The sequence below is a fragment of the Candidatus Caldatribacterium sp. SIUC1 genome, from assembly GCF_051549785.1.
Lineage (GTDB): Bacteria > Atribacterota > Atribacteria > Atribacterales > Caldatribacteriaceae > Caldatribacterium.
The window spans coordinates 409,247-433,131 of record NZ_CP189974.1; the positions used below are offsets into that span (position 1 = coordinate 409,247).

At 57.0% G+C, this 23,885-nt stretch carries 26 protein-coding genes; 7 read left to right on the forward strand and 19 right to left on the reverse strand.

All coding sequences use genetic code 11. The features are described 5' to 3' along the window. The first annotated feature begins 84 nt into the window (after positions 1–84). Genes ACP6EK_RS02120 through ACP6EK_RS02135 form a run of 4 tightly spaced genes read left to right on the forward strand, consistent with a single transcriptional unit; the run spans position 85 to position 2,934 of the window. Positions 85–747 (forward strand): cyclase family protein, encoded by a 663-nt coding sequence (locus tag ACP6EK_RS02120; protein WP_438317215.1) that lies wholly within the window; start codon positions 85–87, stop codon positions 745–747. Between the two features lie 3 nt (positions 748–750). After that, on the forward strand, positions 751–1,836 hold the full coding sequence (locus ACP6EK_RS02125; protein ID WP_438317218.1) for a 6-phosphofructokinase: 1,086 nt from the start codon (positions 751–753) through the stop codon (positions 1,834–1,836). Further along, on the forward strand, positions 1,826–2,653 hold the full coding sequence (locus ACP6EK_RS02130; protein ID WP_438317221.1) for an inositol monophosphatase family protein: 828 nt from the start codon (positions 1,826–1,828) through the stop codon (positions 2,651–2,653). Before ACP6EK_RS02125 ends, ACP6EK_RS02130 begins: the two co-directional genes overlap by 11 nt. A gap of 32 nt (positions 2,654–2,685) precedes the next feature. Further along, entirely contained in the window at positions 2,686–2,934 is a 249-nt protein-coding gene (locus tag ACP6EK_RS02135) for a hypothetical protein (protein WP_438317224.1), read from the forward strand. Positions 2,935–2,968: 34 nt separating this feature from the next. On the opposite strand, the gene ACP6EK_RS02140 is transcribed toward ACP6EK_RS02135, so the two are convergent. Then, positions 2,969–3,178, reverse strand: coding sequence for a DUF2922 domain-containing protein (locus ACP6EK_RS02140; protein ID WP_438317227.1), 210 nt, complete (start codon positions 3,176–3,178; stop codon positions 2,969–2,971). A gap of 13 nt (positions 3,179–3,191) precedes the next feature. Beyond that, positions 3,192–3,416: a DUF1659 domain-containing protein gene (locus tag ACP6EK_RS02145; RefSeq protein ID WP_017890515.1), complete on the reverse strand. Its 225-nt coding sequence runs from the start codon at positions 3,414–3,416 to the stop codon at positions 3,192–3,194. A gap of 79 nt (positions 3,417–3,495) precedes the next feature. Here ACP6EK_RS02145 and ACP6EK_RS02150 point away from each other — a divergent pair, with 79 nt between their 5' ends. Next, a complete protein-coding gene (locus ACP6EK_RS02150; RefSeq protein WP_438317230.1) occupies positions 3,496–4,842 on the forward strand; it encodes a GH1 family beta-glucosidase in 1,347 nt (448 codons plus the stop codon). Between the two features lie 37 nt (positions 4,843–4,879). On the opposite strand, the gene ACP6EK_RS02155 is transcribed toward ACP6EK_RS02150, so the two are convergent. The 13 genes from ACP6EK_RS02155 to ACP6EK_RS02215 all read right to left on the reverse strand — a co-directional run bounded on the left by ACP6EK_RS02155 (position 4,880) and on the right by ACP6EK_RS02215 (position 18,291). Next, positions 4,880–5,794 carry a dihydrodipicolinate synthase family protein gene (locus ACP6EK_RS02155; RefSeq protein WP_438317233.1) on the reverse strand — a complete coding sequence of 305 codons (915 nt, stop codon included), beginning with the start codon at positions 5,792–5,794 and terminating at the stop codon, positions 4,880–4,882. Beyond that, positions 5,784–6,731 carry a hydroxyacid dehydrogenase gene (locus ACP6EK_RS02160; RefSeq protein ID WP_438317236.1) on the reverse strand — a complete coding sequence of 316 codons (948 nt, stop codon included), beginning with the start codon at positions 6,729–6,731 and terminating at the stop codon, positions 5,784–5,786. Before ACP6EK_RS02160 ends, ACP6EK_RS02155 begins: the two co-directional genes overlap by 11 nt. A gap of 14 nt (positions 6,732–6,745) precedes the next feature. Beyond that, the gene (gene xylB / locus ACP6EK_RS02165) at positions 6,746–8,290 is read right to left on the reverse strand and encodes a xylulokinase (RefSeq protein WP_438317239.1); all 1,545 of its coding nucleotides are present in this window, start codon (positions 8,288–8,290) and stop codon (positions 6,746–6,748) included. Between the two features lie 14 nt (positions 8,291–8,304). Further along, on the reverse strand, positions 8,305–9,759 hold the full coding sequence (locus ACP6EK_RS02170) for an NAD-dependent succinate-semialdehyde dehydrogenase (protein WP_438317242.1): 1,455 nt from the start codon (positions 9,757–9,759) through the stop codon (positions 8,305–8,307). A gap of 1 nt (position 9,760) precedes the next feature. Further along, positions 9,761–10,150: a dimethylsulfonioproprionate lyase family protein gene (locus ACP6EK_RS02175; protein ID WP_438317245.1), complete on the reverse strand. Its 390-nt coding sequence runs from the start codon at positions 10,148–10,150 to the stop codon at positions 9,761–9,763. A gap of 23 nt (positions 10,151–10,173) precedes the next feature. Next, on the reverse strand, positions 10,174–11,268 hold the full coding sequence (locus tag ACP6EK_RS02180; RefSeq protein ID WP_438317248.1) for an ABC transporter ATP-binding protein: 1,095 nt from the start codon (positions 11,266–11,268) through the stop codon (positions 10,174–10,176). Continuing rightward, positions 11,265–12,404: an ABC transporter ATP-binding protein gene (locus ACP6EK_RS02185; protein ID WP_438317251.1), complete on the reverse strand. Its 1,140-nt coding sequence runs from the start codon at positions 12,402–12,404 to the stop codon at positions 11,265–11,267. The genes ACP6EK_RS02180 and ACP6EK_RS02185 overlap by 4 nt, the downstream gene beginning before the upstream one ends. A gap of 3 nt (positions 12,405–12,407) precedes the next feature. Further along, the gene (locus tag ACP6EK_RS02190; protein WP_438317253.1) at positions 12,408–12,611 is read right to left on the reverse strand and encodes a hypothetical protein; all 204 of its coding nucleotides are present in this window, start codon (positions 12,609–12,611) and stop codon (positions 12,408–12,410) included. A gap of 31 nt (positions 12,612–12,642) precedes the next feature. Further along, positions 12,643–13,464, reverse strand: coding sequence for a carbohydrate ABC transporter permease (locus tag ACP6EK_RS02195; protein WP_438317256.1), 822 nt, complete (start codon positions 13,462–13,464; stop codon positions 12,643–12,645). Positions 13,465–13,482: 18 nt separating this feature from the next. Further along, the gene (locus ACP6EK_RS02200) at positions 13,483–14,415 is read right to left on the reverse strand and encodes a carbohydrate ABC transporter permease (protein WP_438317259.1); all 933 of its coding nucleotides are present in this window, start codon (positions 14,413–14,415) and stop codon (positions 13,483–13,485) included. A 52-nt stretch (positions 14,416–14,467) separates the two neighbouring features. Beyond that, positions 14,468–15,919 (reverse strand): ABC transporter substrate-binding protein, encoded by a 1,452-nt coding sequence (locus tag ACP6EK_RS02205; protein ID WP_438317262.1) that lies wholly within the window; start codon positions 15,917–15,919, stop codon positions 14,468–14,470. 114 nt (positions 15,920–16,033) lie between these two features. Beyond that, on the reverse strand, positions 16,034–17,197 hold the full coding sequence (locus tag ACP6EK_RS02210; RefSeq protein ID WP_438317265.1) for a transaldolase family protein: 1,164 nt from the start codon (positions 17,195–17,197) through the stop codon (positions 16,034–16,036). A 215-nt stretch (positions 17,198–17,412) separates the two neighbouring features. Further along, positions 17,413–18,291: a GGDEF domain-containing protein gene (locus ACP6EK_RS02215; RefSeq protein ID WP_438317268.1), complete on the reverse strand. Its 879-nt coding sequence runs from the start codon at positions 18,289–18,291 to the stop codon at positions 17,413–17,415. 151 nt (positions 18,292–18,442) lie between these two features. Between ACP6EK_RS02215 and ACP6EK_RS02220 the strand changes: the two genes are divergently transcribed. Beyond that, complete coding sequence (locus ACP6EK_RS02220; protein WP_438317271.1) at positions 18,443–19,408, forward strand: ATP-binding protein; 966 nt, start codon at positions 18,443–18,445, stop codon at positions 19,406–19,408. Here the strand turns inward: ACP6EK_RS02220 and ACP6EK_RS02225 are convergent. Further along, positions 19,329–20,366, reverse strand: a complete 1,038-nt coding sequence (locus ACP6EK_RS02225) for an ABC transporter permease (protein WP_438318831.1) — start codon at positions 20,364–20,366, stop codon at positions 19,329–19,331. The two genes, ACP6EK_RS02220 and ACP6EK_RS02225, sit on opposite strands and share 80 nt — an antisense overlap. Before the next feature lie 2 nt (positions 20,367–20,368). Then, positions 20,369–21,283, reverse strand: coding sequence for an ATP-binding cassette domain-containing protein (locus ACP6EK_RS02230; RefSeq protein WP_438317274.1), 915 nt, complete (start codon positions 21,281–21,283; stop codon positions 20,369–20,371). Between the two features lie 158 nt (positions 21,284–21,441). Between ACP6EK_RS02230 and ACP6EK_RS02235 the strand changes: the two genes are divergently transcribed. Continuing rightward, positions 21,442–22,020 (forward strand): ECF transporter S component, encoded by a 579-nt coding sequence (locus ACP6EK_RS02235; protein ID WP_438317277.1) that lies wholly within the window; start codon positions 21,442–21,444, stop codon positions 22,018–22,020. On the opposite strand, the gene ACP6EK_RS02240 is transcribed toward ACP6EK_RS02235, so the two are convergent. After that, positions 21,937–22,887 carry an ABC transporter permease gene (locus ACP6EK_RS02240; protein WP_438317280.1) on the reverse strand — a complete coding sequence of 317 codons (951 nt, stop codon included), beginning with the start codon at positions 22,885–22,887 and terminating at the stop codon, positions 21,937–21,939. The genes ACP6EK_RS02235 and ACP6EK_RS02240 overlap by 84 nt on opposite strands. Next, positions 22,884–23,882, reverse strand: a complete 999-nt coding sequence (locus ACP6EK_RS02245) for an ABC transporter permease (protein WP_438317283.1) — start codon at positions 23,880–23,882, stop codon at positions 22,884–22,886. Before ACP6EK_RS02245 ends, ACP6EK_RS02240 begins: the two co-directional genes overlap by 4 nt. Positions 23,883–23,885 lie beyond the last annotated feature (3 nt).

Here is a 23,885-nt window from a genome sequence, read left to right on the forward strand (position 1 = left end):
CCCGCAGTATGCATCGTCTCAGGCAATATTGTAAAATACGGGGGAGGTTTTTTCCAAGGACCGGAGAGAAAGGAAGTGCAGGTTATGGCACTCTGTGACGAGTACCTCCTCGTGGATCTCTCGATGGAAGTCGTGCCACCGGGGACCGAAGAGCGGCCCTTCGTCACCACGAGGTCACTGCTTCATGACGCCACCACCAAGTACCTCATCTCCACCCACACCCACGTGGGAACGCACCTTGAGGGACCGCTGCACTTTTTTGAGGCGGGGAAAGACCTCGCCGACTTCCCCCTTTCGGCCTTCTGGGGCAGAGCCTGGTTCCTCGATATCGAGAGGGTTCCGGAAGACCGACTGCTTACGGAAGCTTTCCTTGCCCATCGCCTTGAAGGGAAGGTTGCCCCGGGGGATATCCTCATCGCGAGGAACCTCGACGAAGAAGCCGTGTCGCGTTTCAATGTCACGAAGGACAGGAGTCTCCTCCCCTGCTTCACGCCTGAGGCCGCCCTCTGGCTTCGAGACAGAGGCCTGAAGATGCTCGGGATTGACCATCTCGTGCGCCTGGGAAAGGATGTTGCCGCTACCCGGAAGCTCCACGAGATTCTCCTCTCTGCCGATATTCTCCTCCTTGAAGGACTGGCCAACCTCAAAGCGGTGCAGGAAAACCCCTTTTTCCTCATCGCCTTCCCCTATAAAGCCCGGGGGATTGACTCAAGCCTTACCCGGGCCGTGGCTTTAGTGAGGAGGTGACGTATGCGGCAGCGCATTGGCGTTCTGAGTGGGGGTGGGGATTGCCCGGGCATCAACGCCGTGATCCATGCGGTGGTGAAGCGGGCCATCCTCAAGTACGACTATGAGGTCATCGGAATCCTTGACGGGTTCGAAGGACTGGTGGAAGGACGCTTTCGGGAACTCCGCTACAACGACGTCTCCGGCATTCTCCCCCTTGGGGGGACAATCCTTGGGACTTCCAACCGGGCGAATCCCTTCCGGTACCCGGTACGGCAAAAAGACGAGGTCACCTTTGAGGACCGCTCCCGGGATGTCCTGCGACACTTCACGGAACTCGGCCTTTCTGCCCTTATCACCATCGGGGGCGATGGAACGTTCCATATTGCCGCAGAGCTTTCGCGACTTGGGATTCCGGTGGTTGGTGTCCCCAAAACCATCGACAACGACCTTAACGCCACCGACATCACCTTCGGGTTTGACTCGGCCGTTCATGTGGTGACTGAAGCCATAGACCGCCTCCACACCACCGCCCAGTCCCACCACCGGGTCATGGTCATTGAGGTGATGGGGCGGTACGCGGGGTGGATTGCCCTCCACGGGGGCATCGCCGGAGGGGGTGACGTCATCCTCATCCCGGAGATTCCCTTCGACATCGAGGGTGTGTGCGAATTCATCCTCGAGCGTCGCAAGAGAGGCAAGCGCTTCAGCATCGTCGTCGTGGCCGAGGGAGCCCGCCCCCGGGGCGGGGACCTTGTGGTTCAGCGAATCGTGCGGGAAAGCCACGACCAGATCCGCCTTGGAGGAGTGAGCCACATCGTGGGGCGGGCTATTGAGGAGAAGACGGGCCTTGAAACCCGCGTGGTGATTCTGGGTCACCTGCAGCGGGGCGGCTCACCCACCGCCTTCGACAGGGTCTTAGCCACACGACTCGGAGCCTGGGCCGTTGACCTTGTGGCGCAGGGACAATTCGGGTATTTCCCGGCCGTGCGGGGGCAAGACATCGTCCCGGCCCGAATCGAAGAGGCTATCGCCTGTTTAAAGACCGTTCCTCTTGACTCTCCGCTCCTTGATATTGCCCGTTCCATGGGAACATACCTTGGAGCATGAAGGAGCGTGTGGTGCAGTGCTTACTGAACGCCTGGAAAAGGCCATATCCATTGCCCGGGAAGTCGGTGCCTTTGTCTTAGAGTACGTCCACTCTGTACAGCATATTGAGGCCAAATCAAGCCCGATTGACGTGGTGACCGAGGTAGATAAGGAGGCGCAGACCCGAATTGTCGAGGAACTCCGCCGATCTTTTCCTGAGGATACCGTCTGGGGAGAAGAGAGCCAGGAACCCCTTGAGGATTTCTCCCATACCTGGGTCATCGACCCCATTGATGGGACGAGTAACTACATCCACGGCCTCCCCTTTTACGCCGTCTCCATTGCGTATTTCCTTGAGGGAACCCCGGTTCTTGGGGTGCTCTACGCCCCGGCTCTTCAAGAGCTCTTCTGGGCCCTCCGGGGAGAGGGGGCCTTTCTCAACGGCAAGCGCATCACCGTCTCCCGGACCACCCTGCTCCATGAGGCCATTGTTATCACTGGATTTCCCCACACCAGAAGGCGCTTTGAGGTCCTCGCACCCATTTACGGGTACATCCTCGGAGAATGCCAGGCGCTTCGGTCCTTTGGAAGCGCTGCGCTGGGCCTGGCGTATGTCGCCTGTGGAAGGTGTGAAGGGTACCTCCAGCTTGGGGTGTCCTTTTACGATGTTGCCGCCGGGGTGTGCCTTGTGGAAGAAGCTAAAGGAGTGATACGGGAACTCTCTGGAAGACCGTGGAGCTACGTGAGCCGTTCTCTCTGCGCCTCCAACGGCCACATTGACCTTACGGCAATCGTCCGGCAGGTCCTCCCTGAGGAGGTTGTCGCCACACTCCGCTAAAAGGGGTACAATAAAGAGGAGGAGGTGGGGACATGAAGGGGTGGCAGATGAAGGACCTGAAGGACCTTGCCGCCAGGGCAGGGGGCAGGGTGCTCGTGTGCGGGTCAGCGGGGGAAGCTTCCGAGAAGGCCCGAGATCTTGCCGAAAAGGTTCGCCTCTACAGGGTGAAGGGAGAGGAGTCGTACTTCGTAGCCCTTCCTGACCGCGGCGAAGAGAACGACCGAATCCTCAAGGAGATGCACGAGAAAACCGCCCTGGAGTTCGAGGAAGTCACGGGTTGAGGGGAGGGGCCTCCGCCCCTCCCCTCGTTCTCGGTCAGAGCGAGGTCGTGCTGGTCTCGACAATCTGCGCTCCGACCTTCTCTACCAGGTCTCCGCCTGAGGTAGCGAAGATATTCCGGGCAAGGATGAGGTCCATGACCGCGTTGACATCCTGGGGTGAGAGGTCTTCACGGGGATACCGGAGCCGTATCCGGAAGGCTCTACCCTCTTCGTTCCGAAAGGTCATCACGAGAATCTTGCTCATCCCTTACACCTCCTTACTCGGCGAGGACTTTGTTCTCCGTCAGGGTGATGTCGAACACGGGATAGGCGAGGAGTCCACTCAGCGCCAGGGCGACGTCGTAGAGGTCCTGGTAGGTAGCGTTCTCCTTCACCCGGAAAGAGAGCGTCCTCGTGAGAGGCCGCCCGTTGTCAGGGTTTTCCCCGACCTGGAGACGCACCCGAAGACGATTGGGCTGTTCGGTCACCACAACCGGTGGCACTTTGGTTCACCTCCTGTTTTTTGTCTCCATCCTTTAAAGAAAAATGGCGACACAGGTAGGACAGAAAGGAGGAAAGGACATGGGGTATCTCGGTTACTTCCCGGAAGACTTCCTTTTCGGCGTGGCCACGGCTTCGTACCAGATTGAGGGGGCCTGGAATGAGGACGGGAAGGGGGAGAGCATCTGGGACCGTTTCGCCCACACCCCGGGGAACATCCTCGATGGCACCACAGGGGACGTGGCCTGTGACCACTACCACCGCTTTGCAGAGGATGTAGCCCTCATGCGGGAACTCGGTGTTCGTGCCTACCGCTTCTCCATCTCCTGGCCCAGGGTTTTGCCCTCGGGCAAAGGAGCGGTGAACGAGAAGGGCCTCGCCTTCTACCGCAGGCTCATCGAGAAGCTCAAGGAGGCGGGAATTAAGCCCGTTGTCACCCTCTACCACTGGGACCTCCCCCAGGCCCTCCAGGACCGGGGAGGATGGGAGAGCGAGGAGACCGTTGAGGCCTTTGCAGAGTATGCCCGGTTGCTCTTTGCGACCTTCAAGGACGAGGTGCACCTTTGGATTACCCACAACGAACCCTGGGTGGTGGCCTTTATCGGGAACTACGAGGGAAGGCATGCCCCGGGGAAACGCGATTTCCAGGCGGCTCTTCGTGTGGCCCGGAATCTCCTCCTTGCCCACGGACTCGCGGTTCGGGTCTTCCGGGAGGTGAACCCGAAAGGAGCCATCGGTATCACCCTGAACCTCTCCCCTGTCCATCCTCTCACGGAAGAGCAGGAGGACAGAGAGGCTGCCCGGCGCTTCGATGGTTACCTCAACCGCTTCTTCTTAGACCCCCTCTTTCGGGGACAGTTCCCCGAGGACATGCTCACCTTCTACCGGAAAAAGGGCTTTGCCCTTGAACCTTTCACGGAGGAAGAGCGTGCCCTTGTGGCCCAGCCCCTGGATTTTCTGGGCATCAACTACTACTCCCGCCACGTCGTGAGAAAGGGAGAGGAACCCGTTCTTGAGACCGGAGAACACCAGAACCCCTACGTTGAGCGGAGCGACATGGGCTGGGAGGTGTACCCCCGGGGGATATACGAGATTGTGGAGCGGGTGACGCGAGAATACCAGCCTCAGGCCATCTACATCACCGAGAACGGCTTCGCCTTCCCTGATACCCCGCAAGACGGCACCGTCAACGATGAGCGACGGGTAGCCTACCTCCGGGACCATCTCCTCTGGCTCTACCAAGCCCTTGAGGCGGGGTATCCGGTCAAGGGGTACTTCGTGTGGAGCATCATGGATAACTTCGAGTGGGCCTTTGGGTTCTCCAAGCGCTTTGGCCTTGTGTACGTTGATTACACCACCCAGCAGCGCATCCCTAAAAGGAGTTTCTTCTTCTACCGGGAGGTTATAAGAAGGCGAAGCATCCGCTGAGGAAAGCCCAGGGGGAATCCCCCTGGGCCGGGGAGCACTACAGCTTCGGCCGGAGCGCAAGGAGCTCCTGAATGTCCTTCCCGAGAGCCTCTTTCTCCCTCTCACTAAGAGGCTTCAGGGGTTTCCTGGGAAAGCCACCCTCAAAGCCAAAGAGGTCCATGGCCGCCTTCACACCGCTTACGCCGTACCTTCCGGAGACGAGGCTGTTGAGCCGAGCGACGAAGCGGTGGAGGGGAAGGCCACGCTCGAGGTCTTTTTGAAGCCCAAGCTCCACGAGGTCGCAGCAGAGGTCAGGGAAGACGTTGGCCAGAGACAGCACTCCTCCGACAGCCCCCACAAGGAGGGCTGGGAAGACGAAGTCGGCAGACCCGGCGAGGACGAAGAACTCCTTCCCCTCTGAGGCAGCGATGTAGGCGTCGTAGTTCCCCTTTGAGGTGTCCTTGAGGCCGAGGATCTTGGGGTGCTCGCTCACCCGGGCGATGAGGGTGGGAGAGAGGCAGAGGTTGTTGGCCACCGCCGGATTGTTGTAGAGGAGGACTGGTTTTCCTACTGCTTCAGCGACCTCGGTGAAGTACTCGTAGAGGGCGTCATCGGTCATTCTTCTTGCGAAGAAGGAGGGGGGCATGAGGCTCACGAAGTCCACCCCAAGACGATCAAGGTCCTGGGCGAGTTTCTTCGATTCAAAGGTGGATTCGCAGCTTGCTCCGCCAATGAGGACCTTGTCGCCTTTCACCTCAAGGACCGCTTCGATGACTCTGAGCTTCTCTTCATACGTGAGGCTCCGGAACTCTCCATTTGTCCCCAGGGCGAAGTACCCCCGAAGCCGGGTCTTCGAGAGCTTCTCAACATTCCGTTTCAACGCCTCAAAGTCGATGGCGCCATCTCCTCTAAAGGGGGTCACGATGGGGGCAAAGACCCCGGTGAGCTTTTGTCTTGTGTTTTCAGGTTCCATGGGACTCACCTTCCCTGGTGAAAAACGCGATGATTTGCTCTGCAGCCTGCACCGCCACCCGCTCCGTGCTCTCCCGTGTGAGCCCCGCAACGTGAGGCGTGAGAATGACGTTGGGGAGAGAGCAAAGCGGGTGATCCCCGGAAGGAGGTTCTTTCTCGAAAACATCGAGGGCTGCTCCGCGAATCCACCCTTCCCTCAGGGCTTCAAGGAGGGCCTCCTCATCCACTACGGCTCCCCGGGCCACGTTGATGAGGAAGGCCGTGGGCTTCATGAGCCGGAGTTCCTCCCGCCCGATGAGGTGTCTGGTGCCCTCGGTGAGGGGGACATGGAGGCTCACGAAGTCGCTTCGGGAAAGGAGCTCAGAAAGGGTGGGAACCTTCTGTGCCCCCTGGAGAACGCCCTCCGGAACAAAGGGGTCAAAGAACAGCACCTTCATCCCGAATCCCAGACTCAGGCGGGCCACCTCCTGGCCAATTGCCCCAAAGCCCACAAGACCAAGGGTTTTTCCTGAAAGCTCCAGGGCCCGGTACGTATACCGGGAACGCCACTCGCCCTCCCTGACCTTCCGGTCGTAGAAGAAGAGGTCCTTGGCCAGGGCCAGAAGGAGCGCCAGGGTGTGCTCGGCAACAGAAGTGGTGTTCCCTCCCGGAGTATTGAACACCGCAATGTTTCTTTGCTTTGCATACTCCACGTCGATATTATCCAGTCCCACTCCTACCCGGCAGATGACGCGGAGATTCGAAGCCCGGTCGATGACTTCTCTTGTTACCCTGAAGCTACTCCGCACAAGGAGCGCGTGGGCTTGAGGAAGGTATTCCCACACCCTTTCTTTCTCCTCGGGAGAGAACACGAGCACCTCAAAGTCCTTCTGTCCTCGAAGGAGTTCCAGGGCTTTCTCCGCAATCGGCTGAGGAAGAAGAATCGTCCATTGAGGCATGGCACACCCTCCGCTTACGTCTGGAAGCTGCTAATGGTTCTAAAGGTCTCCCTGAGCACCCCGTAGAGGTGCTGGTAAACCCTGAAGAACTCTCCATAGAGCCTGGCCTGTTCCGGGTTGGGGAAGGTTCGTTCCGTAACCTCGAGCTTCCCTACCGCCTCTTCCATCGAAGACCAGAGGCCAATCCCGACTCCCGCAAGGAGGGCTGCACCGTAGCTCCCTCCTTCCTCTCCGTAGGCAACGGTAATAACCTCGGAGTTGAAGATATCGGCGTGGAGCTTCTGGAAGAGCCTGCTCTTTGCTCCACCCCCTGAGATTCGTACCTGGGAGACCGAAAGCCCCAGGTCCTCCATAAGGGCGAAGACATCCCGGAGGCTGAAAACAATCCCTTCAAAGACGCTGCGGACAATGTCATTCCGGGTATGGTGGAGACCAAAGCCAATGAGGACGCCCCGGGCAAAGGGATCCGCATGGGGGCAACGTTCCCCGATGAGGTAGGGCAGAAAGAGGATGCCCCTTGCCAGAGGAGCACTGAGCTCAGCCTCCCGGCTCAGGAGGTCATAGGAGGACTCGCCGATGAGGCGGGCAAGCTCCCGCTCCAGCCCTCCAAAGGTGTTCCTGAACCAGCTCAGGGACCCTCCTGCAGCAAGCGTTGTTCCATAGACAATCCAGCCTCCAGGAATGGCGTTGCAGAAAAACTGCAGAGTGTTCCCCGGGTTCTCGTAGAACCGATCCAGAGACATGCCCACAATACCTGCTGTCCCCAAGGTGATGCTGATGGTTCCAGGACGAACGGCACCAACTCCCACTGTCTGAACAACGGCATCTCCTCCTCCACCCACAACGGGAACTCCCGGACGCACACCCACTTCCTGAGCCACCGCAGGAAGCACTGAGCCTGTAATTTCCGGGGATTCGAAGACTTCAGGGAAAAGGCCAAAAGCGACCCCAAGTTCCCTGATGAGGTCTTTCGCCCAGGTCCGCTCTCGCACAGAGAAGAGTCCGGTTCCAGAGGCATCGCTCACATCTGTTGCGTACTTTCCCGTAAGCCTCAAGCGGATGTAGTCTTTGGGGCAGAGGAATTTCTCCGCCTTTTTAAAGACTTCGGGCTCGTTTTCCCGAACCCAGAGGATTTTCCCTCCCGTGTATCCCGGGAGCATGGGGTTATTCGTGATTTTGATGAACTCCCGTTCCCCACCCACCATTTCGTGGATTTTTGCACAATATGGGGCACTCCTCTGGTCGTTCCACATGATGCAGGGACGGAGGACATTCCCCGCTCCATCAAGGAGCACAAGCCCATGCATCTGCCCGGTAAGGCCTATACCTTCAACGGTGTAGCCCTTTTCTTCAACATCCCGGGAGACTTCCAAAAGCGTCGCTTTTGCCGCTCCCCACCAGTCCGAAGGATCCTGCTCTGACCAGCCTGGGAAGGGGTTGTACACCGGGTACTCCCGAGTGGCCCTCGAGAGTACCCGTCCCTCTTCGTCAACCGCAAGGGTCTTGCAGCTTGACGTTCCGATGTCGATCCCCACCACGCAGGGCTTTTTCTCTGCCAAGCTCATTCCTCCCTTCAGCCGGCAAACTCCACCTTGATGTGCTTCATTTCAAGGTATGAAAGGATACCCTCCGGACCGAGATCGGTGCCAAAGCCACTTTCTTTCCACCCGGTGTACGGAGCGTAAATGGTGGCAACATCGACGTTGTTGAGGCCAATGTTCCCGCACTCAAGGCCAAGGCAGATACGGCGTGCTCTCTCAAGGCTTGAAGTGTACACGTATGCGGCAAGGCCATAGCGGGTCGCATTCGACCAGGCGATGGCCTCCTCAAGGCTCTCGAAGGGCATAATGCCCACCGCCGGGCCGAAGGTCTCCTCTGTCATGATGAGCATATCGTGGGTAACATCGACGACCACCGTGGGTTCGAAGAAGTATCCCTTTGCGTACTGCTCTCCTTCCGGTTTCTTTCCGCCGCAGAGGACCCTTGCGCCCTTCCGAACCGCGTCCTCAATGTGCTCCTTGACCTTCTCCAGAGCCTCAAGGCTCACCATCGGGCCAAGGTCCACATCAGGATCCGTGAGGCCGTTGCCAATACGGAGCTTCCGGGTTTCGGCAACGAACTTCTCCACGAAGGTCTCATAGATTGGTTTCTCCACGTAAATGCGGTTCACAGAGTTGCAGACCTGCCCCATATTCCGGAAGGACCGTCGTACCCCGCCTTTCACAGCCTTCTCAAGGTCGGCATCGGCGCAGACAATAAGCGGCGACTGTCCCCCAAGCTCGAGAGACACCCGTTTGACTCCAAAAGCGCAGTACTCCATGACCTTCTTTCCCGCTTCAGTGGACCCGGTAAAACTCACCTTCCGGACAAGGGGGTGGAGGATGAGGCTTTTGCCAACGACCGACCCTGCTCCGGTGACACCATTCACCGCACCCTCAGGAAGACCGGCATCAAGGAAACAGGCCAGAAATTTGAGTGGTGAGAGCGGGGCTTCTGAGGGGGGTTTAGCCACCACCGTACATCCTGCCGCCAGCGCTGCGGCAACCTTCCAGGCAAGGAGCTGTACCGGGTAATTCCAGGGGGTAATGGCGGCCACAACGCCAATGGGTTGGCGAATGACGATGCTCTGGAGGTTCGCCTTATCAAGAGGAATGATTTCCCCAAAAACCCGCTTTCCTGCTTCGGCAAAGTACCGCAGAACTTCAGCAGAGCCTTTAACCTCGCTGACCGCCTCCTTCAGGGGCTTTCCCTCTTCAGCAGTGAGGATACGACCGATCTCCTCTGCCCGTTCCTCGACAAGCTGAGCAGCTTTATGGAGGAAACGAGCTCGTTCAAAGGGGCTGCATTGCGACCATTGTTCGAAAGCCTTCCAGGCCGCCTGGACTGCTTCATCGACCTGCTCCTCTGAAGCCGCCGGAACCCGGGCGATGACTTCTTCTGTTGCCGGGTTGATGACGTCAATGTACTTCCCCGTACCGCTTTCGGTCACGAACTTCCCGCCGATAATCATCCCCTGAACTTCCATCACTTCACGCTCCCCCCTGCTTGACCTTTCCGGTAACCCAGAGAATGACAAGAGGAAGAATACCGGTATTGTACGTCACGTGGTACTTCCCGGGCTCCACGTAGAAGGCGTCCCCTTCTTGAATGGGGAACCGCTCGTCCCCAATGACCATCTCCCCTCGACCGCTGAGGACAAAGTACACCTCCTCCTCGTCCGGGTGGGCGTGTCCCGTGGTTTTGCCATCAGGGTACACAATGGTGTACCCGAGCTTCAGGACCTTCGAAGGCGAGGTTTCCGGATCGATGAGCCAGTAGGTATCCCGAAGCGTTTCGCCTTTCTTGGCCTTCGCAAAGTACCGGAACGACCGTTCACAGGTGTCCGGGGCTACTTCGTTGATGTTGACGATGTAGGCCATGTGGAACGTCACCTCCCAAGTTCTCAGAGAATCAGATTCTCTTCCTCAAAAACCCGAATGACCGCAGGGGCAAAATAGAGCCATACGGTATCCCCCTCAGCGTACCGCTCTCTGGCAGGAACCACTGCCTTAGCGTCGGTTTGCATACTGTCCTCAAGGCGAACCGTAAGCACCGTCTTATCTCCCTGGAACTCAATGACCTTGACCACTCCGGCAACGGTGTTCTCCCTTTGCCGTTCGCGGAAGACTGCAACGTGCTGAGGTCGAACTCCAAGCGTCACTTCCACTCCGACGTATTTTGGGTCCAGATTGCCCTCAAGGGTAAAAACCCTCTTTCCTTCGTCGGTCAAGATGGCCACAGTGCGTTCACCCTCCACCATCGCCGGGATGAAGTTCATGGTGGGTTCCCCGATGAAGTACGCCACGAATTTGTTTGCAGGACGGTTCCAGACTTCCTCCACCGTTCCTATCTGCTGCAACTTCCCTTCGTTGATAATGAGGAGACGATCGCATAGCGCAATGGCTTCCGCCTGGTCGTGAGTAACGTAGATGGTGGTCAACCCAAGCTCGTCGTGGAGATGACGAATCCGGGCCCGAATCTCATGACGAACTCGCTGGTCCATGTGCGAGAGAGGCTCATCAAGAAGCGTCACGTTAGGTTTCCGCACCAGGGCTCTCGCCAGGGACACCCGCTGCTGAATACCGCCGGCCAGAGATCCGGGGTACTTTTTGAGGTACGGGGTGAGCTCGAGGAGTTCGGCGATGAACTTCACCCGCTTATCCACCTCAGACCCCTTCATGCCTCTTGCTCTCAATGGAAAAGCGATGTTCTCGTAGACATTTAAACGGTAGTACAGGGCATAAGACTCAAAAGCCAGCGCAACGTTTCGCTCGGCTGGTCCAAGGTGGTTGACCACTTTTCCGTCGAAGAGAATCTCTCCCCTGGTGATGTCTTCAAGTCCTGCAAGCATCCTGAGGGTTGAGCTCTTCCCACCACCTGAGGGACCAAGAATGGCCAAGAATTCCTTATCATTGCAGGTAAACGTGAGATCCTGCACTGCGATGACATTCCCTCGAGGGTATATTTTCCACACATGGTGGACATCAATCCTGCTCATTGCTCCGAGCTCCCTTCCTTTGCGACTTCCACCGTCTTCCCGTAGAAGAACACCCACTGAGGGTCAAAGTCGAGCCAGACCTCTTCTCCTCTCCCGTACTTGCAGAACCCTACGGTCCGAACGTACAGGAAGGTGTTATCCCTGAGTCTGAAGGTCACGACACTGCTTTCGCTTTCGTGGATGACAGCATACACCGGAAGTCGAAAGGCGTTTTCCGAGGATTTCTCTCCTCCGAGGCGAACGTGCTCCGGTCGGATGCCAAGACGCACGACCTTTCTGCCATTCTCGTTCCAGGATGCATTCTGAGCCTGCTCCGCAAGACGTCCCTCAAGCCGCAGGGTGAAATCTTCTCCCTTGCGGAAAAAGAGCATCCCGCTTTCTGCGACAATCTCCCCATCGATGAGGTTCATAGGAGGGTCTCCCACAAGCCTCCCCACAAAGTCCGTCCTGGGATAATAGTAGATTTCCTCAGGGGTCCCCTCCTGCTCCACAAGACCCCGACGCAAAATCACCATCCGGTCAGAGAGCGCCAGGGCTTCCCGGAAATCGTGGGTGACGTAGATAATGGTGCTCCCGTACCGCTGGGCAAATTCTTTGAGGAGGGTCTGCGTCGAGAACTTGAGCTTGGCGTCAAGGTGCGCAATGGGTTCGTCAAGGAGGTACACTTCGGCTTTCCGCACCAGAGCTCTTGCCAGGGACACCCGTTGCTTCTGTCCTCCGCTCAGGTTCTGAGGGAGACGGTCAAGGAGCCTGTCAATCCCAAGGAACGCAGCGATTTCTTCCACCCGTTTTCTTTCTTCCTCGGGGGTGAGTTTCAGCCGCCACCTTGGAGCTCTCAGGGGAAAGGCGATATTCTCATAAACCGTCATGTGAGGGTAGAGGTTATAGGTTTCAAAAGCCATGGAGACGTTACGCTCCTGTGGGGGAAGGTCGTTGACCACCTGGCCGTTGAAGTAAATTTTCCCCGAAGTCACCGATTCTATCCCGGCAATCATTTTGAGGATGGTGGTTTTCCCTGCGCCAGTGGGACCCAGAATCGAGAAGAACTCTCCCTCCCGACAGGTGAAACTCACCCCCCGAACGGCCATCTTCTTCCCGTACGTCTTCACAACGTTTTCCAGCCGGACCTCCGCCATGGGTCATTCCTCTCCTTCCTCTTCCTCCTCTTCCCTGGGACGTGGACCGTACTTGAGGAGGACGAGGGCAAAGACTGTGGCGACAATCGTTCCCACCCAGAGGGGTACAAACCTTTCCACGAACTTGATCCACAAGAGGTTCACGAAAATCCAGGACAGGATGGACCAGAAAATCCAGTCTCCAGTTGTCATTTGGGGAAGCATCATTCTCACCCAGCCTCTCGTAAAGAGCACTGCCTCAACCCTTCACCGCACCAAAGGTCAGGCCACGGATGATGTACCGCTGCATGAACCACGCGGCAACAAGGGTTGGGAGGATCACAATAGCCGCTCCTGCAGCCATGGGACCATATTGCACCTCAATAGAACCCCAGAATGAGGAAATGAGCACCGTTACCGGCCGCGCCGCTACACGGGTGAAGAGGAAACTGAAAAGGAACTCGTTCCAGGACCATACAAGGCAAAAGACCGCGGTCACAGCAAGCCCAGGACGCACAAGGGGAAGGACAATCTTCCGGAAAATATCAACGCGACTGTACCCATCAACCATGGCCGCCTGCTCAAGCTCTTCGGGAATCTCCTTAAAGAACCCGTAGAGGAGGAAGGTGGCGAAGGAGGTGTTGAAGTAAATGTGGAGTAGAGCCAGACCAAAACGGGTATCAAGCAGCCCAAGATTCCGGTACATGACGAAGAAAGGAATGGCCGCCACCACCCCGGGGAACATTCTCGTGGAAATGGTGGTGAAGAGGAGGTGGCCCTTCCCCGTGTTCCAGCGGGCAAAACTGTAAGCCGCCAGAGAAGAAATGACCATCACCACCACAGTGCTTGAGACACTGATGATGACCGTGTTCAGGAAATTGTCCCAGAAGGGGAATTCCCGGAAGAGTCGGTTGAAATTCTCCATGGTGGGCTTGAAGAAAACGAGCTTCCTCGCCTCAGTGGTGAAGATGTCGTTTGGCGACTTAAAAGCCGTAAGGTATATCCAGGCAAGGGGTGCCACGATGACAAAGAGGACGAAAGCCGTAACCAGCCAGAACACCACTTTTCCAAGCGTACCCATTTGACACTCCACCTTCTTTCAGCGTGTGCCCCCAAGGGCTTTCATAAGCATCTTGAACATGATGGCGCACACCGCAATGGTGAGCACAAGCGAAAAGATGGCCATTGTTGAACCATACCCGATATCGAAGTACACGAAAGCCGTCCGGTACACAATCCAGTCAAGGAGTTCCGTCTGTACTCCTCCCCGGGTCGTCCCATAGAGAGGGTCAAAAAGCCGAATCAGCCACATGGTTCGCAGAACAACGATAATCATAATCAGGGGGCTCAGCATCGGCAGGGTCAGGCGACGGAAAGTGTACCAGGGTGAAGCTCCATCCACTTTTGCTGCCTCGAAAACATCTCTGGGAAGGCTGCGCAACCCGGCAACGAGGACGAAAGTCGAAAAGGGGAACCACTGCCAGATGGTGATAAAACAGATCGTGTATAAGGCCCGTTGTGGAGACCACCAGTAGACCTTGTTCAACCCGAGGGCCTGCAGGACGAGGTTCACGGCCCCAAAATCGTACTCAAACATAAAGTTCCAGAGGAGCGAAAGAATCAGCGGGGCAACAAGAAGCGGCAGAAGGGCAAGACCACGGACAATATTTTCACCAGGGAATTCCCGGCTCCACAAAAGGGCAAGACCAAGACCAATGAGGAGTTCGCACGATACACAGATCACGAGGACCTTCAGGGTTCTGTATAGGGCCTCGAGAAATGCTTTGTCATTCAGGAGCTGCCGGTAATTCTGGGCACCAACGTAAATCGCTTCCCCCCGCATCCCCCACTGGTGAAACGAGTAGTACGCACAGTAGAGCAGGGGATAGAGCATAAAGATGGCTAGCACCACAAGGAGGGGAATGAGCAGGGTCCACTTGAAGTACTTTTCACTGGTGAGCACTTCCCAGATTGTTGGTTTCCTCGCCACCGCATATCCTGCCTGGACTTCAGAAAAAGCCTCTGTCCTCATCCGTCTCCCTCCGCAAAGCCCCAGGGCACGTGCCCTGGGGCCTGAATTTCATTCACTCCTCCCGAATAGGCACGGTATCGAACTTCGAGGTGAGCTCGATGGTCTTGGCCACGAGTTCCTGGACGCATTCATCGATGGTAACCTCTTCCGCCATGGGCTTGTGGAGCACGTTCATCTGCATCTCGTAGACCTTTCCACCGGCTCTTGTGTTGAAGTACCAGTAGTTGTCCACGTAGGGTGCCTGCTGCTTCCAGATGTCCACAAGGTAACTGCACACAAGGCCAAGCGGGTATTCGGTTTCAGGGGAATGGAACTCGGGATCAAGCAGAAGGTCCATACGGGCTGAGAACTGACCGCCTTCCTTCATGAGAACCTTCTGACAGTCGTAGGAGGCAATGTACCGCACAAGCCAGTACGCTGCTTCGGGGTTCTTGCTCGCCTTCGCCACGCCTAAAGACCAAGCACCGGTGTAGGGCTGCCCGCCAACTGTTGGGTAAATACCAAGACGCCCATCGGGAACCTTTTCCTTCAGCAAATCTGCTGTCCAGGTGAAGAGACTGGCGAACTGGTGTGGCTGAATGATGGCGAAACCTTCTCCCTGCTGGGCGCAGGCAAAGTCGAAGTTTGCCGTAAGGCATCCGGCAGGAGCAAACTTTAGAAGGTCTTTGTACTGCGTCAACGCCTGCTTCAGGACGTCCTTGTCCTTCTTGGTGATGACGAACTCTTTAATGGTTCCGTCAGGGTTCTTCACGACTGTTGCATAGTCGCCACCCATACCCCAGATCCAGCAGCTGATTTCGTCGTTGATCTGATAGGCACCTGCCATCATGGCCACACCGTAGAGGTCGTGGTCCAGGGTCTTTCCCTTGAGCGTATCACCCTTCTTGCGGGTGAAGAATTCCGCCTGGTCGTAGAGCTCCTTGTAGGTTGTTGGAGGTTTCAGGTCGTATCCATACTTGGCCTTGAAGGCCGCTTGCTCCGTGGGGTCATCGTACACATCCTGGCGGAGGAACATCCCCATATGGTAGGTGTAGAAAGGCAGGACCATCTGTTTCCCGTAGGCCTGGCCACACCGCAAAAGGACGGGAGAAATGTTCTGAATATCCTCCCGGAACCCTTCAACACCCTTGGGGTCGTACTTTGCGGCAAGCTCCTCAAGGTCAAAGAGGTAATCCGACCATTCACAGGTCCACGAGGTCTCGACGTAGACCACATCGTAGTACCCTGTTCCGGCCATGAGTTCAACGTTCTCTTTGGAGTAAACCACTGGAGAGGCTACACGCTCGATGTTCACCTTGACTCCTGTTACGGTCTCGAACTGCTTGATGTACTCAATCACCTTGTCCCACGCTGCGCCAGTCTCGACAATCATGTTGATGGGTTTTTTGTTCTTAATCTCAGGAATATCCTTAAGCCCAAACTTCTCTTGCGCCAGGACCGCAAAAGAACACACCAGAACCAGGACCACCAGAAGGCCTCCAACAACGATACCCCGATGCCGCATGTTACCTCCTCCCTTCAAGGTTTCAGCTTCACAATGCCTGTTTTTTCTAAAAGTTCTCGGCGACGAAGCTTGTGCTTCTTATGAACACCTCCTTTCTCCACTCCGTATATCCTCTCATTCCCTCGAGAGGATACTTTCAACCTTCTCCATTGCCTGGGAGAATTCCCTGAGGTTGTGGGTCTGCGCACTTGAGGCGGCAATGTCCTCCATGGTGAAACCATCAACCTCAAGGCTCCTCCGGGCAAAGTCGAGTTTGCAGAGCTTCTCCTCCGTAGCCCTGGGGACCGCAAAGGGAGCTCTGGCCCGCTCTTCTCGAAGGAGGGTCATGCCCCACTCGATAGCCTCGGGGTTCATGGTGATGACAAGGGGGAGTTTGGCAAGCTCCTCAAGGTGGAGGTAGGCATTGCCTGGGCCTTTCCGGGTGGAGCAGACGAGGACTTTGGCCGGAGCCCCAAGGGCCTTAACCGCATCAACGGCTTTCTTGGCCATGAGGATACCGAAGAAGCGGAGGTCTGCCTCTTCAAGGGTAATCCCTCTGGCTTTGGCCTCCTCGATGAGCTCCGTTGAGGCCTCCCAGCGACCGAGCATCATGGTGATGACCGCCCGCCAGGCGCTGTAGTCGATGCCCCGGGCTTTCCCCTTCTCGTACCCCCGCTTCATGGCCTGGGCGACCTGGACAACCTGGGGGACGCAGAAGCAGGAGGTGGCGTTCACCGGAACGCCAAAGCTTATGACTTCCTCCATGACCGCAAGGCCAGCTCTCGTGGCAGGGATCTTCACCATGAGGTTGGGGCTTGTCCGGGAAATCTCCAGGGCCTGGAGGACCATCGTTGCTTCGTCGGTACTCTTCCGTGGGTCAACCTGGAGACAGACAAAGCCGTACTGGCGGCCTCTGCGGTAGAAATTGGAGAGGAACTTGTCGGCGCCGAGCTTCCCCACCATCAGGTAGAGGTCGAACCACCCAGGATGCGTGTCGGAGGAGAAGACCCGGCCGAACTCCTGCACCCGGGCAACCACCTGAGGCCGGGACTCAAGGAGCCGGAGCACCAGGGGAGGGTTGGTGGTCACCCCATCGAAGAAGAACACCCCTCCCTCGTTGTGGGACATGAAGTGGTGGAGGACCGAGAGCGCGGCGTCGTCGACGCCCCGTTCCTTGAGGCTTTTGAGGAAAACCTGGTAGTACCCTGGATGGGCATCCCACCACAGTTCCAGGTTGGGGTTGCGTTCTTTGAGCCCTTCAAGGAGTTCTGGCCTTGGGGTGAGTGGTTCCTGGCTCATGGGAGAACCTCCTGAAAGTGTTGAAAATAACATGGAATTTATCGAACCACCTAAAGAGTATATCAATGTTCAGCCTTTGTCAAGGTTGCTTTCGAATTCCTCGAATCTTCCGTCCCTCACACAGGGCAGGAGGTTGCTCCAAAAGTGAAACTCTCAGAAGAGGTTCTGCGGGAACCGATAGCCTGAAGGGAATGACCAGACTGGCGAAGGGAGTCCTACTCCAGCAAGAGTTTCCTCTCGCGCTTGGCTGCGTACATTGCGGCATCGGCCTGCGCGAAAAGGGCCGCAAGGTCGAGAGGTTCCTCCCCGGGCGTCCATGAAACCACCCCGGCGCTGAAACCGAAAGGACAGGGGAGAAACTTCGTCTTTTCGTTGAGAATCTCCTGGATCCGGGCTATGACCTTTTCGGCCTCCTCACAACTTGCCCCGGGGAGCAAAAGGCAAAACTCGTCACCTCCGTAGCGGATGAGGACGTCGCTTTTCCGGGACCCTTCACGAAGCGATTCCCCAAGAAGACAGAGCGCCAGATCCCCAAAGCCGTGGGAATAGCAATCGTTGATTGCCTTTAGCCCGTCGCAATCAAGGAGAGCAAGGGCAAAGGGTATACCCTCCCGGTACACCCGCTCAAGGAGGCGAGGAACTTCCCTCTCAAAATATGCCCGGTTGTAGAGACCGGTCAGAGGATCCCGAAACGACTGCTCCCTGGCAAGACGAAAGCTCCGGTGAATCGCCCAGGCAAGAAGCGACCACCCTGAGATGGCGCACACGGCGGGAAGAACAGCGCCGAAAAAGACCGGTTCCTCCGTGAACTGGTCAAAGGACTCTGTTGTCACTCCTGACACAAGGAGCCACCACCCCAGCTCCCCAGGCCAGTGTTTGAGGAGTGAAACCAGGGGGAAGGAGAAAAAGACGGGGATGAAAAGCCCAAGGGTCACGACGACGTACACAGGGTCCCACCGAACAGGAGGCAGTACCGGAAAGGCCAGAAACCAGAGGAGCGCCTCCCCCAGGATGACGACAAGCGAGAACATCCCCGGATTTCTGTGTCTCAGGGCCAAAAAGGCGGAAACGGTTTCCCGTAGCCTACTTGCCATGCGCCGACTTTCCTCAGGACACCTCTTCGAAACTCCATTATACCGCAGTTCCCCCTTCGGGGAACCTGAGGACACTACGACCGTTGACTGCCTCGCAAAAGGTCCCATAAACTACTATAGCGATAGAAATAATTGACTAAGGGAGGATACCATGCAGTGTGCCCTGTGTGGGAAGGCTCAAGAGGTGAACATCACAAGGCCCTTCTGCAGGGAGTGTTTCCTCAAAGACTATGCATCCCGGATCCGGCGTCTCATACAAAGGGAAAAGCTCATCGCTCCCCAGGACCGGGTTCTCGTAGCCGTTTCAGGGGGAAAGGACAGCTTAAGCTGCGCCCAGGTCCTCCACACCCTGGGGTATTCCATCGCTGTGCTCCATGTGGACGTGGGAGTTGCGGCGTGCACGAACCCTCGAACGAGAAACGTTGTGGAACGCTTCTGTGAAGAACGGGACATCCCCTCCTATTTCCTGTCCTTTTCCGAGTACCTGGGAGTGGACATGGACGAGCTCTTCCGCAAGGCCCGTCGCCCCCGATGTGCAACCTGCGGGATGCTCAAGCGATACGTTTTCAATCGCTTCGCCCGGGAAAATGGGTTCATGAAGCTTGCTACCGGCCACTGTGCGGATGACGTTGCCCGGTATTTCCTGAAAGCCTGGGTTTCGGGAAGCAAGGAAAGTTTCCTCTGGCTTGAGAAACTCAAGCCCCTCACGCCTTCGCTGCACCCCAGGGTTGTGGCACGCATTCACCCGCTTTTTTTCTCTTTAGAACAGGAGAACTACGCCTACACGAAGTTCAGGGGGATTGTCGTTGCCGGCTGCACCATGTGCTCTTTTTTCCTCCGGAAGGACTCCTGGACGGAAATGCTCCACCGGATTGAGGAAGTGCGCAGAGATTTCGCCCTGGCCGTTGCCCGAACTCTTGCAAGGCAACCCGAAAAAGGAGAGGCCAACGACACCTTCCAAGAGTGCCGAATCTGCGGAGAGCCAACAAGCAGGGAGATCTGTGCGGTGTGCCGGGTAAGGGAACGGTGCTCCCCTCTCACTCCCACCGGAAGAAGCGGACGGCAAGGAGGAACGACCCAAGAAGCCAGGCAAAGAGAACGAGGAAGTCCACCCTGAGGCCAAACTGGGTGGGAACACCAACGGTGACGTACCGCAGGGCATCGCCAAAGTAGCTCAGGGGGAAAAGGCGGACCACAAAGCGCAGCGACTGGGGCATCATCTCCGGGGGGAAGAAAATGCCCGAGAGGAACATCATGGGGAATTGCACCATCTGCACAAGGCCTGAGGCGCTCTCCACTGTTCTCGCAAAAGAGGTGAGGAGATACCCCAGGCTCACAAATGTTGCCGAGCCAAAGAGCACCCAGGAAAGCAGGGGCAGGAGCGCTCCCACATAGCGAACCTGGAAAAATGCCCATCCTGCGGCAAGAATCACCACCGTCTGGAGCAGGGCAATCCCCACCCGCATGGTAACCTCGCTCAAAAGGAGTACACTCCTTTGAACCGGTAAGGCAAAAAGATACCTCGTGACTTTTTTCTCCCGGAGCTCCACAAAGTCTAAAGACCCAAAAAGCCCAAGCTGCATCAGAGCCATAGCCAGAACTCCCGGGAGGAAGTACTCGATCTGGCGAAACCGTGGAAAAGCCAGCGTTCGTACCGTAACATCGGCAAGAGGAAACAGGCCATGGCGTTTCAGCTCCTCTTCAAGGAGCACACCCCGCAGCACTCCTGAGAGGAATTGGGCTTTCTCGATGTTCTGTGGCAGGGCCAGAAAGACGATACTTCCTTCCTCGAACACAACAACGACGTCACGCTGGCCCTTTCTTAAGGCCTCGAGTTCCTCCTCCTGGGAACCCCGGATGAGCTCCACCCCTTTCACATTCCCAAAAACCGAGAGCACAAAGGACAGACGGGCGTCCTCCACCACGCCGAGTCGCACATCCCAGGAACCCCCGGCATTGCCGAAAATCAGACCAAAAAGAAACACAAAAAGGACCGGGAAACCGAAAAACCAGAAGAGCGTCATCCGGTCACGGAACGTATTCTTGCTGTGTGCCACGAGGAAAAACCAGAACACCTTCAATCCCGAATCCTCCTCCCCGTAAGGCGCAGAAAGACGTCCTCAAGCGTGGCCTCCCGAACGACCATGTTCCGCAGGGAAATCCCCCGGGACTCTGAGAGCCGGCTGAGGGCCAGAAAGGTCTGCGCAAGGTCCTGGGTGTAGAGGGTCACCACGTCTTCATCCCTCTGTATCCGCGTCACCCCGGGGAGATCCTCCAGAAACGCAACGTCATCCAGCCCGGCAAGGGGGATTTCCAGGGCTTTCTCCCGGAAGTGCTCGGCGATGAGGTCCTTCGGCTTCCCAAGGGCGATAATCCGCCCCTCGTCCATAATGGCCACCCGGTCACAGAGGCGCTCCGCCTCATCGAGATAGTGCGTGGTGAGAAAAACGGTCTTCCCCTCCTCTCGCAGCCGCTCGATGACCTCCCAGAGCCCACGCCGGGACTGGGGGTCAAGTCCCGATGTCGGTTCATCAAGGAAGAGCGCCTCCCCATCCCCTACGAGGGCCAGGGCAACGCTCAGGCGCTTGAGCTGCCCACCGCTGAGTTTCTCCACCGGGGATCGGGCCTTATCAGTCAACCCCGAAAGCGCAAGGAGCTCTTCAGGGGACCTGCTTTTCGGGTAAAAGGAGCCAAAGAGCCTGAGGGTTTCAAGAACCGTCAGGCGAGGGAAGAGATGAACGGTCTGGAGCTGAACACCAATGCGGGATTTGATGGATAACGGGTCTTTTTCGGGATCAAGACCAAAGAGCAAAACCTTTCCCCGGTCACGCCGCAAAAGCCCGATAACCGTCTCAACCGTCGTGGTCTTCCCTGCACCATTAGGACCAAGAAGGCCGAAAACCTCTCCCGCCGCAACGGCGAAACTCACGCCTCGAACCGCCTGAACCGGACCATAGGATTTGTGGAGGTCCTCAACAAGAAGGACGGCCACTGGATACCCCCTTTGAGGTTACGTCCTATTCTACCACAACCCCGGGTATTTCGGTTATAATGGATAATGAAAAGAGGCCGGAAGGTTTCCGGACCTTTGGGTTTTTCTCTTCTGTGCTTCGTCTGGTATCCCAAAAGGGAACTGGAACGGAGGTGAGAATGTTGAAGACAAAGGACATCGTCGTTTCCGCCCTTCTTGCCGCCGTTGCCATTGTCCTTGGCGCCACGGGACTGGGTTTTGTTCCTGTCCCCACTCCTGCTGGTCGGGCCACCATCATGCACATCCCCGCCATCCTTGCTGGGGTTCTCGAGGGGCCCCTTGTGGGGGCGTTCGTGGGGGGTATTTTCGGGCTCTACAGCTTCTTCACCACGGCTGTCCCCTTTCTCCGCGATCCCCTCATCGCCATCGTCCCAAGAATCCTCATCGGGGTATGCGCTGCTTTTGCCTTCAAAGTGACAAGAAGTAGCGGCGCTGCCGCTATTGTCGGAACACTCACCAACACCGGAGGGGTTCTCGGTCTTGCCGTCTTGCGGGGATACCTCCCCCCGAAAGTTGCCCTGGGGATTGCCGTAACGCACGGGCTGCCGGAGGTTGTGGTCGCCTTTCTCCTTGTGGTGCTCATCGCGCGGGGACTTGCGAGACACTTCCCGCAGCTACGTTGCCACGCCCCCGATCATCCGGTTGATGGCAATAACCCCAAGGAGAATCAGTCCCCACAGGGCACTGGCAAGGTGTGAGCTGAGGCCCAGGAGGTTGAAACCGGTGGCCACAACCTGGAGGACAGCAACGGACACCGCAACCCCGGGGATACGGCCAAAGCCTCCTGCAGGGTCCACGCCACCGAGAACACAGGCTAAAACGGTGAGGAGGAGATAGTACTCGCCGTAATCGGCCTGGGCGGCGTTGAAGCGGGCAATCATCACAAGCCCTGCCACACCGGCGAGAAAACTCGAAAGGAGATAAGTGGCGAAAAGGACCAGACCGTTGTTCACCCCGGCAAAGAGCGTGGCCACAGGGTTTGACCCAAGGAGGTACACATAGGTCCCAAAACGGGTTCGAGCCAAGAGCACAAAGAGGAACACTGCGCAGAGGAAAAAGACCACAAAGGGCATGGGAATCCCAAGAAGTGTTCCGTTCCCAAGGAAGAGGAAGCCCCCGGGAAACCCGGCGATAACATAGCCCTTTGTGAGGACCAGGGAAACCCCCCGGATGAAAATCATGAAACCCAGGGTGGCGATGATGGCCGGGACGGAAACCCAGGCAATGAGGAGACCCTTGAAAACCCCAAAAGCAAGCGCCATGGCTAAACCAAAAGCCATGGCTCCCAGAGGGGGAACGTTCCCCCGGGTCATGGCGATTGCCGCCACAACCCCACAGAGGTTTGCCGTGGCGATGATGGAAAGGTCAATGCCCCCCGTGAGCATGGGCGTCATCTGCGCAAGGGTGAGGATACCAAGAAGGGGAAGCTGGAAGGCAATGGATTGGAGGCTATCGGGAGCAAGGAGCCTCCCTTTCGTGAGCACCCCAAGAAGGACAAGAAGGAACACCACCACCACAGAGAGCACCAAGGACTGCGTTTCCCGTTTTCCTCGTGGACGTTTCATACGCCTCTTCTCCGCTTCTGCTCAAGATTCTGCCGGTAAGCACTGAGCGTCGCCGCAAGGACGATGATGAACCCCATGATGACCTGGTGCCAGTAGGCCGAAGCCTTCATGAGGATGAGGCCGTTTTTGACGAAGGCGATGAAGAGCACTCCAAGGACCACCCCAAGGGGTGACCCGGCACCTCCAAAGACGCTGGCACCACCAAGGATTGCCGCTGCCAAAACATCAAGCTCCCTCCCCACGATGGCATTGGGTTGAATCATCTGGTTGAGCTCGGCATGGACAAAACCGGCAAGCCCGGCGAGAAAGCCGATGTAGCAGTACACGAAAAGCTGGATACGGAAGATGTCAAAACCGGCTCTCCGGGCGGCTTCGCTGTTCCCTCCCAGGGCGTAGACCTTGCGGCCAATGGGGAGGTACCGCAGTATAAGCCAGGTGACAACGGCAATGAGGAACCACACTACTGTGAAAATCGAAAGCCCGTAATCCACGCCTTTCTCCGAGACAAGCGTCAACACCTTCAGGCGGGCGAAATCCCGGAAAGGTGCAGGAAAACCGTAAATCCACTTCCCTTTGCTGATCACCATCAAGAGGCCGTAGAAAACGTTGAGGTTCGAGATGGTGATGATGACCGGGTGTACCCGTGTCCGGTTCACCAGAAAAGCGTTGAAGGCCCCCAGGGCAATGCCGATGGGAATGGGAATGAGGAAGGCCAGGAACACGCTCTCTACAGCGTACCGGGTGATGAGTACCCCCATGATGTACTGGGCTACCGTGGCAATGGCGGTGAAAGAAACGTCAATACCTCCGGAAATCAAAACGACGAGTTCACCCAGCGCCACAATGCCCAGAAAGGAGTTGTTCCGCAGCACGTCGAAGATGTTCTCAAGAGTCGCAAACTTCGGGTTGAGGAGAAAGAGCACAACCGAAAGGACAAGAAGAACGCCGACGAGGTACACCTCAGTGCTTCGCACAACTCGCCCAAGCAAGGCCATCGC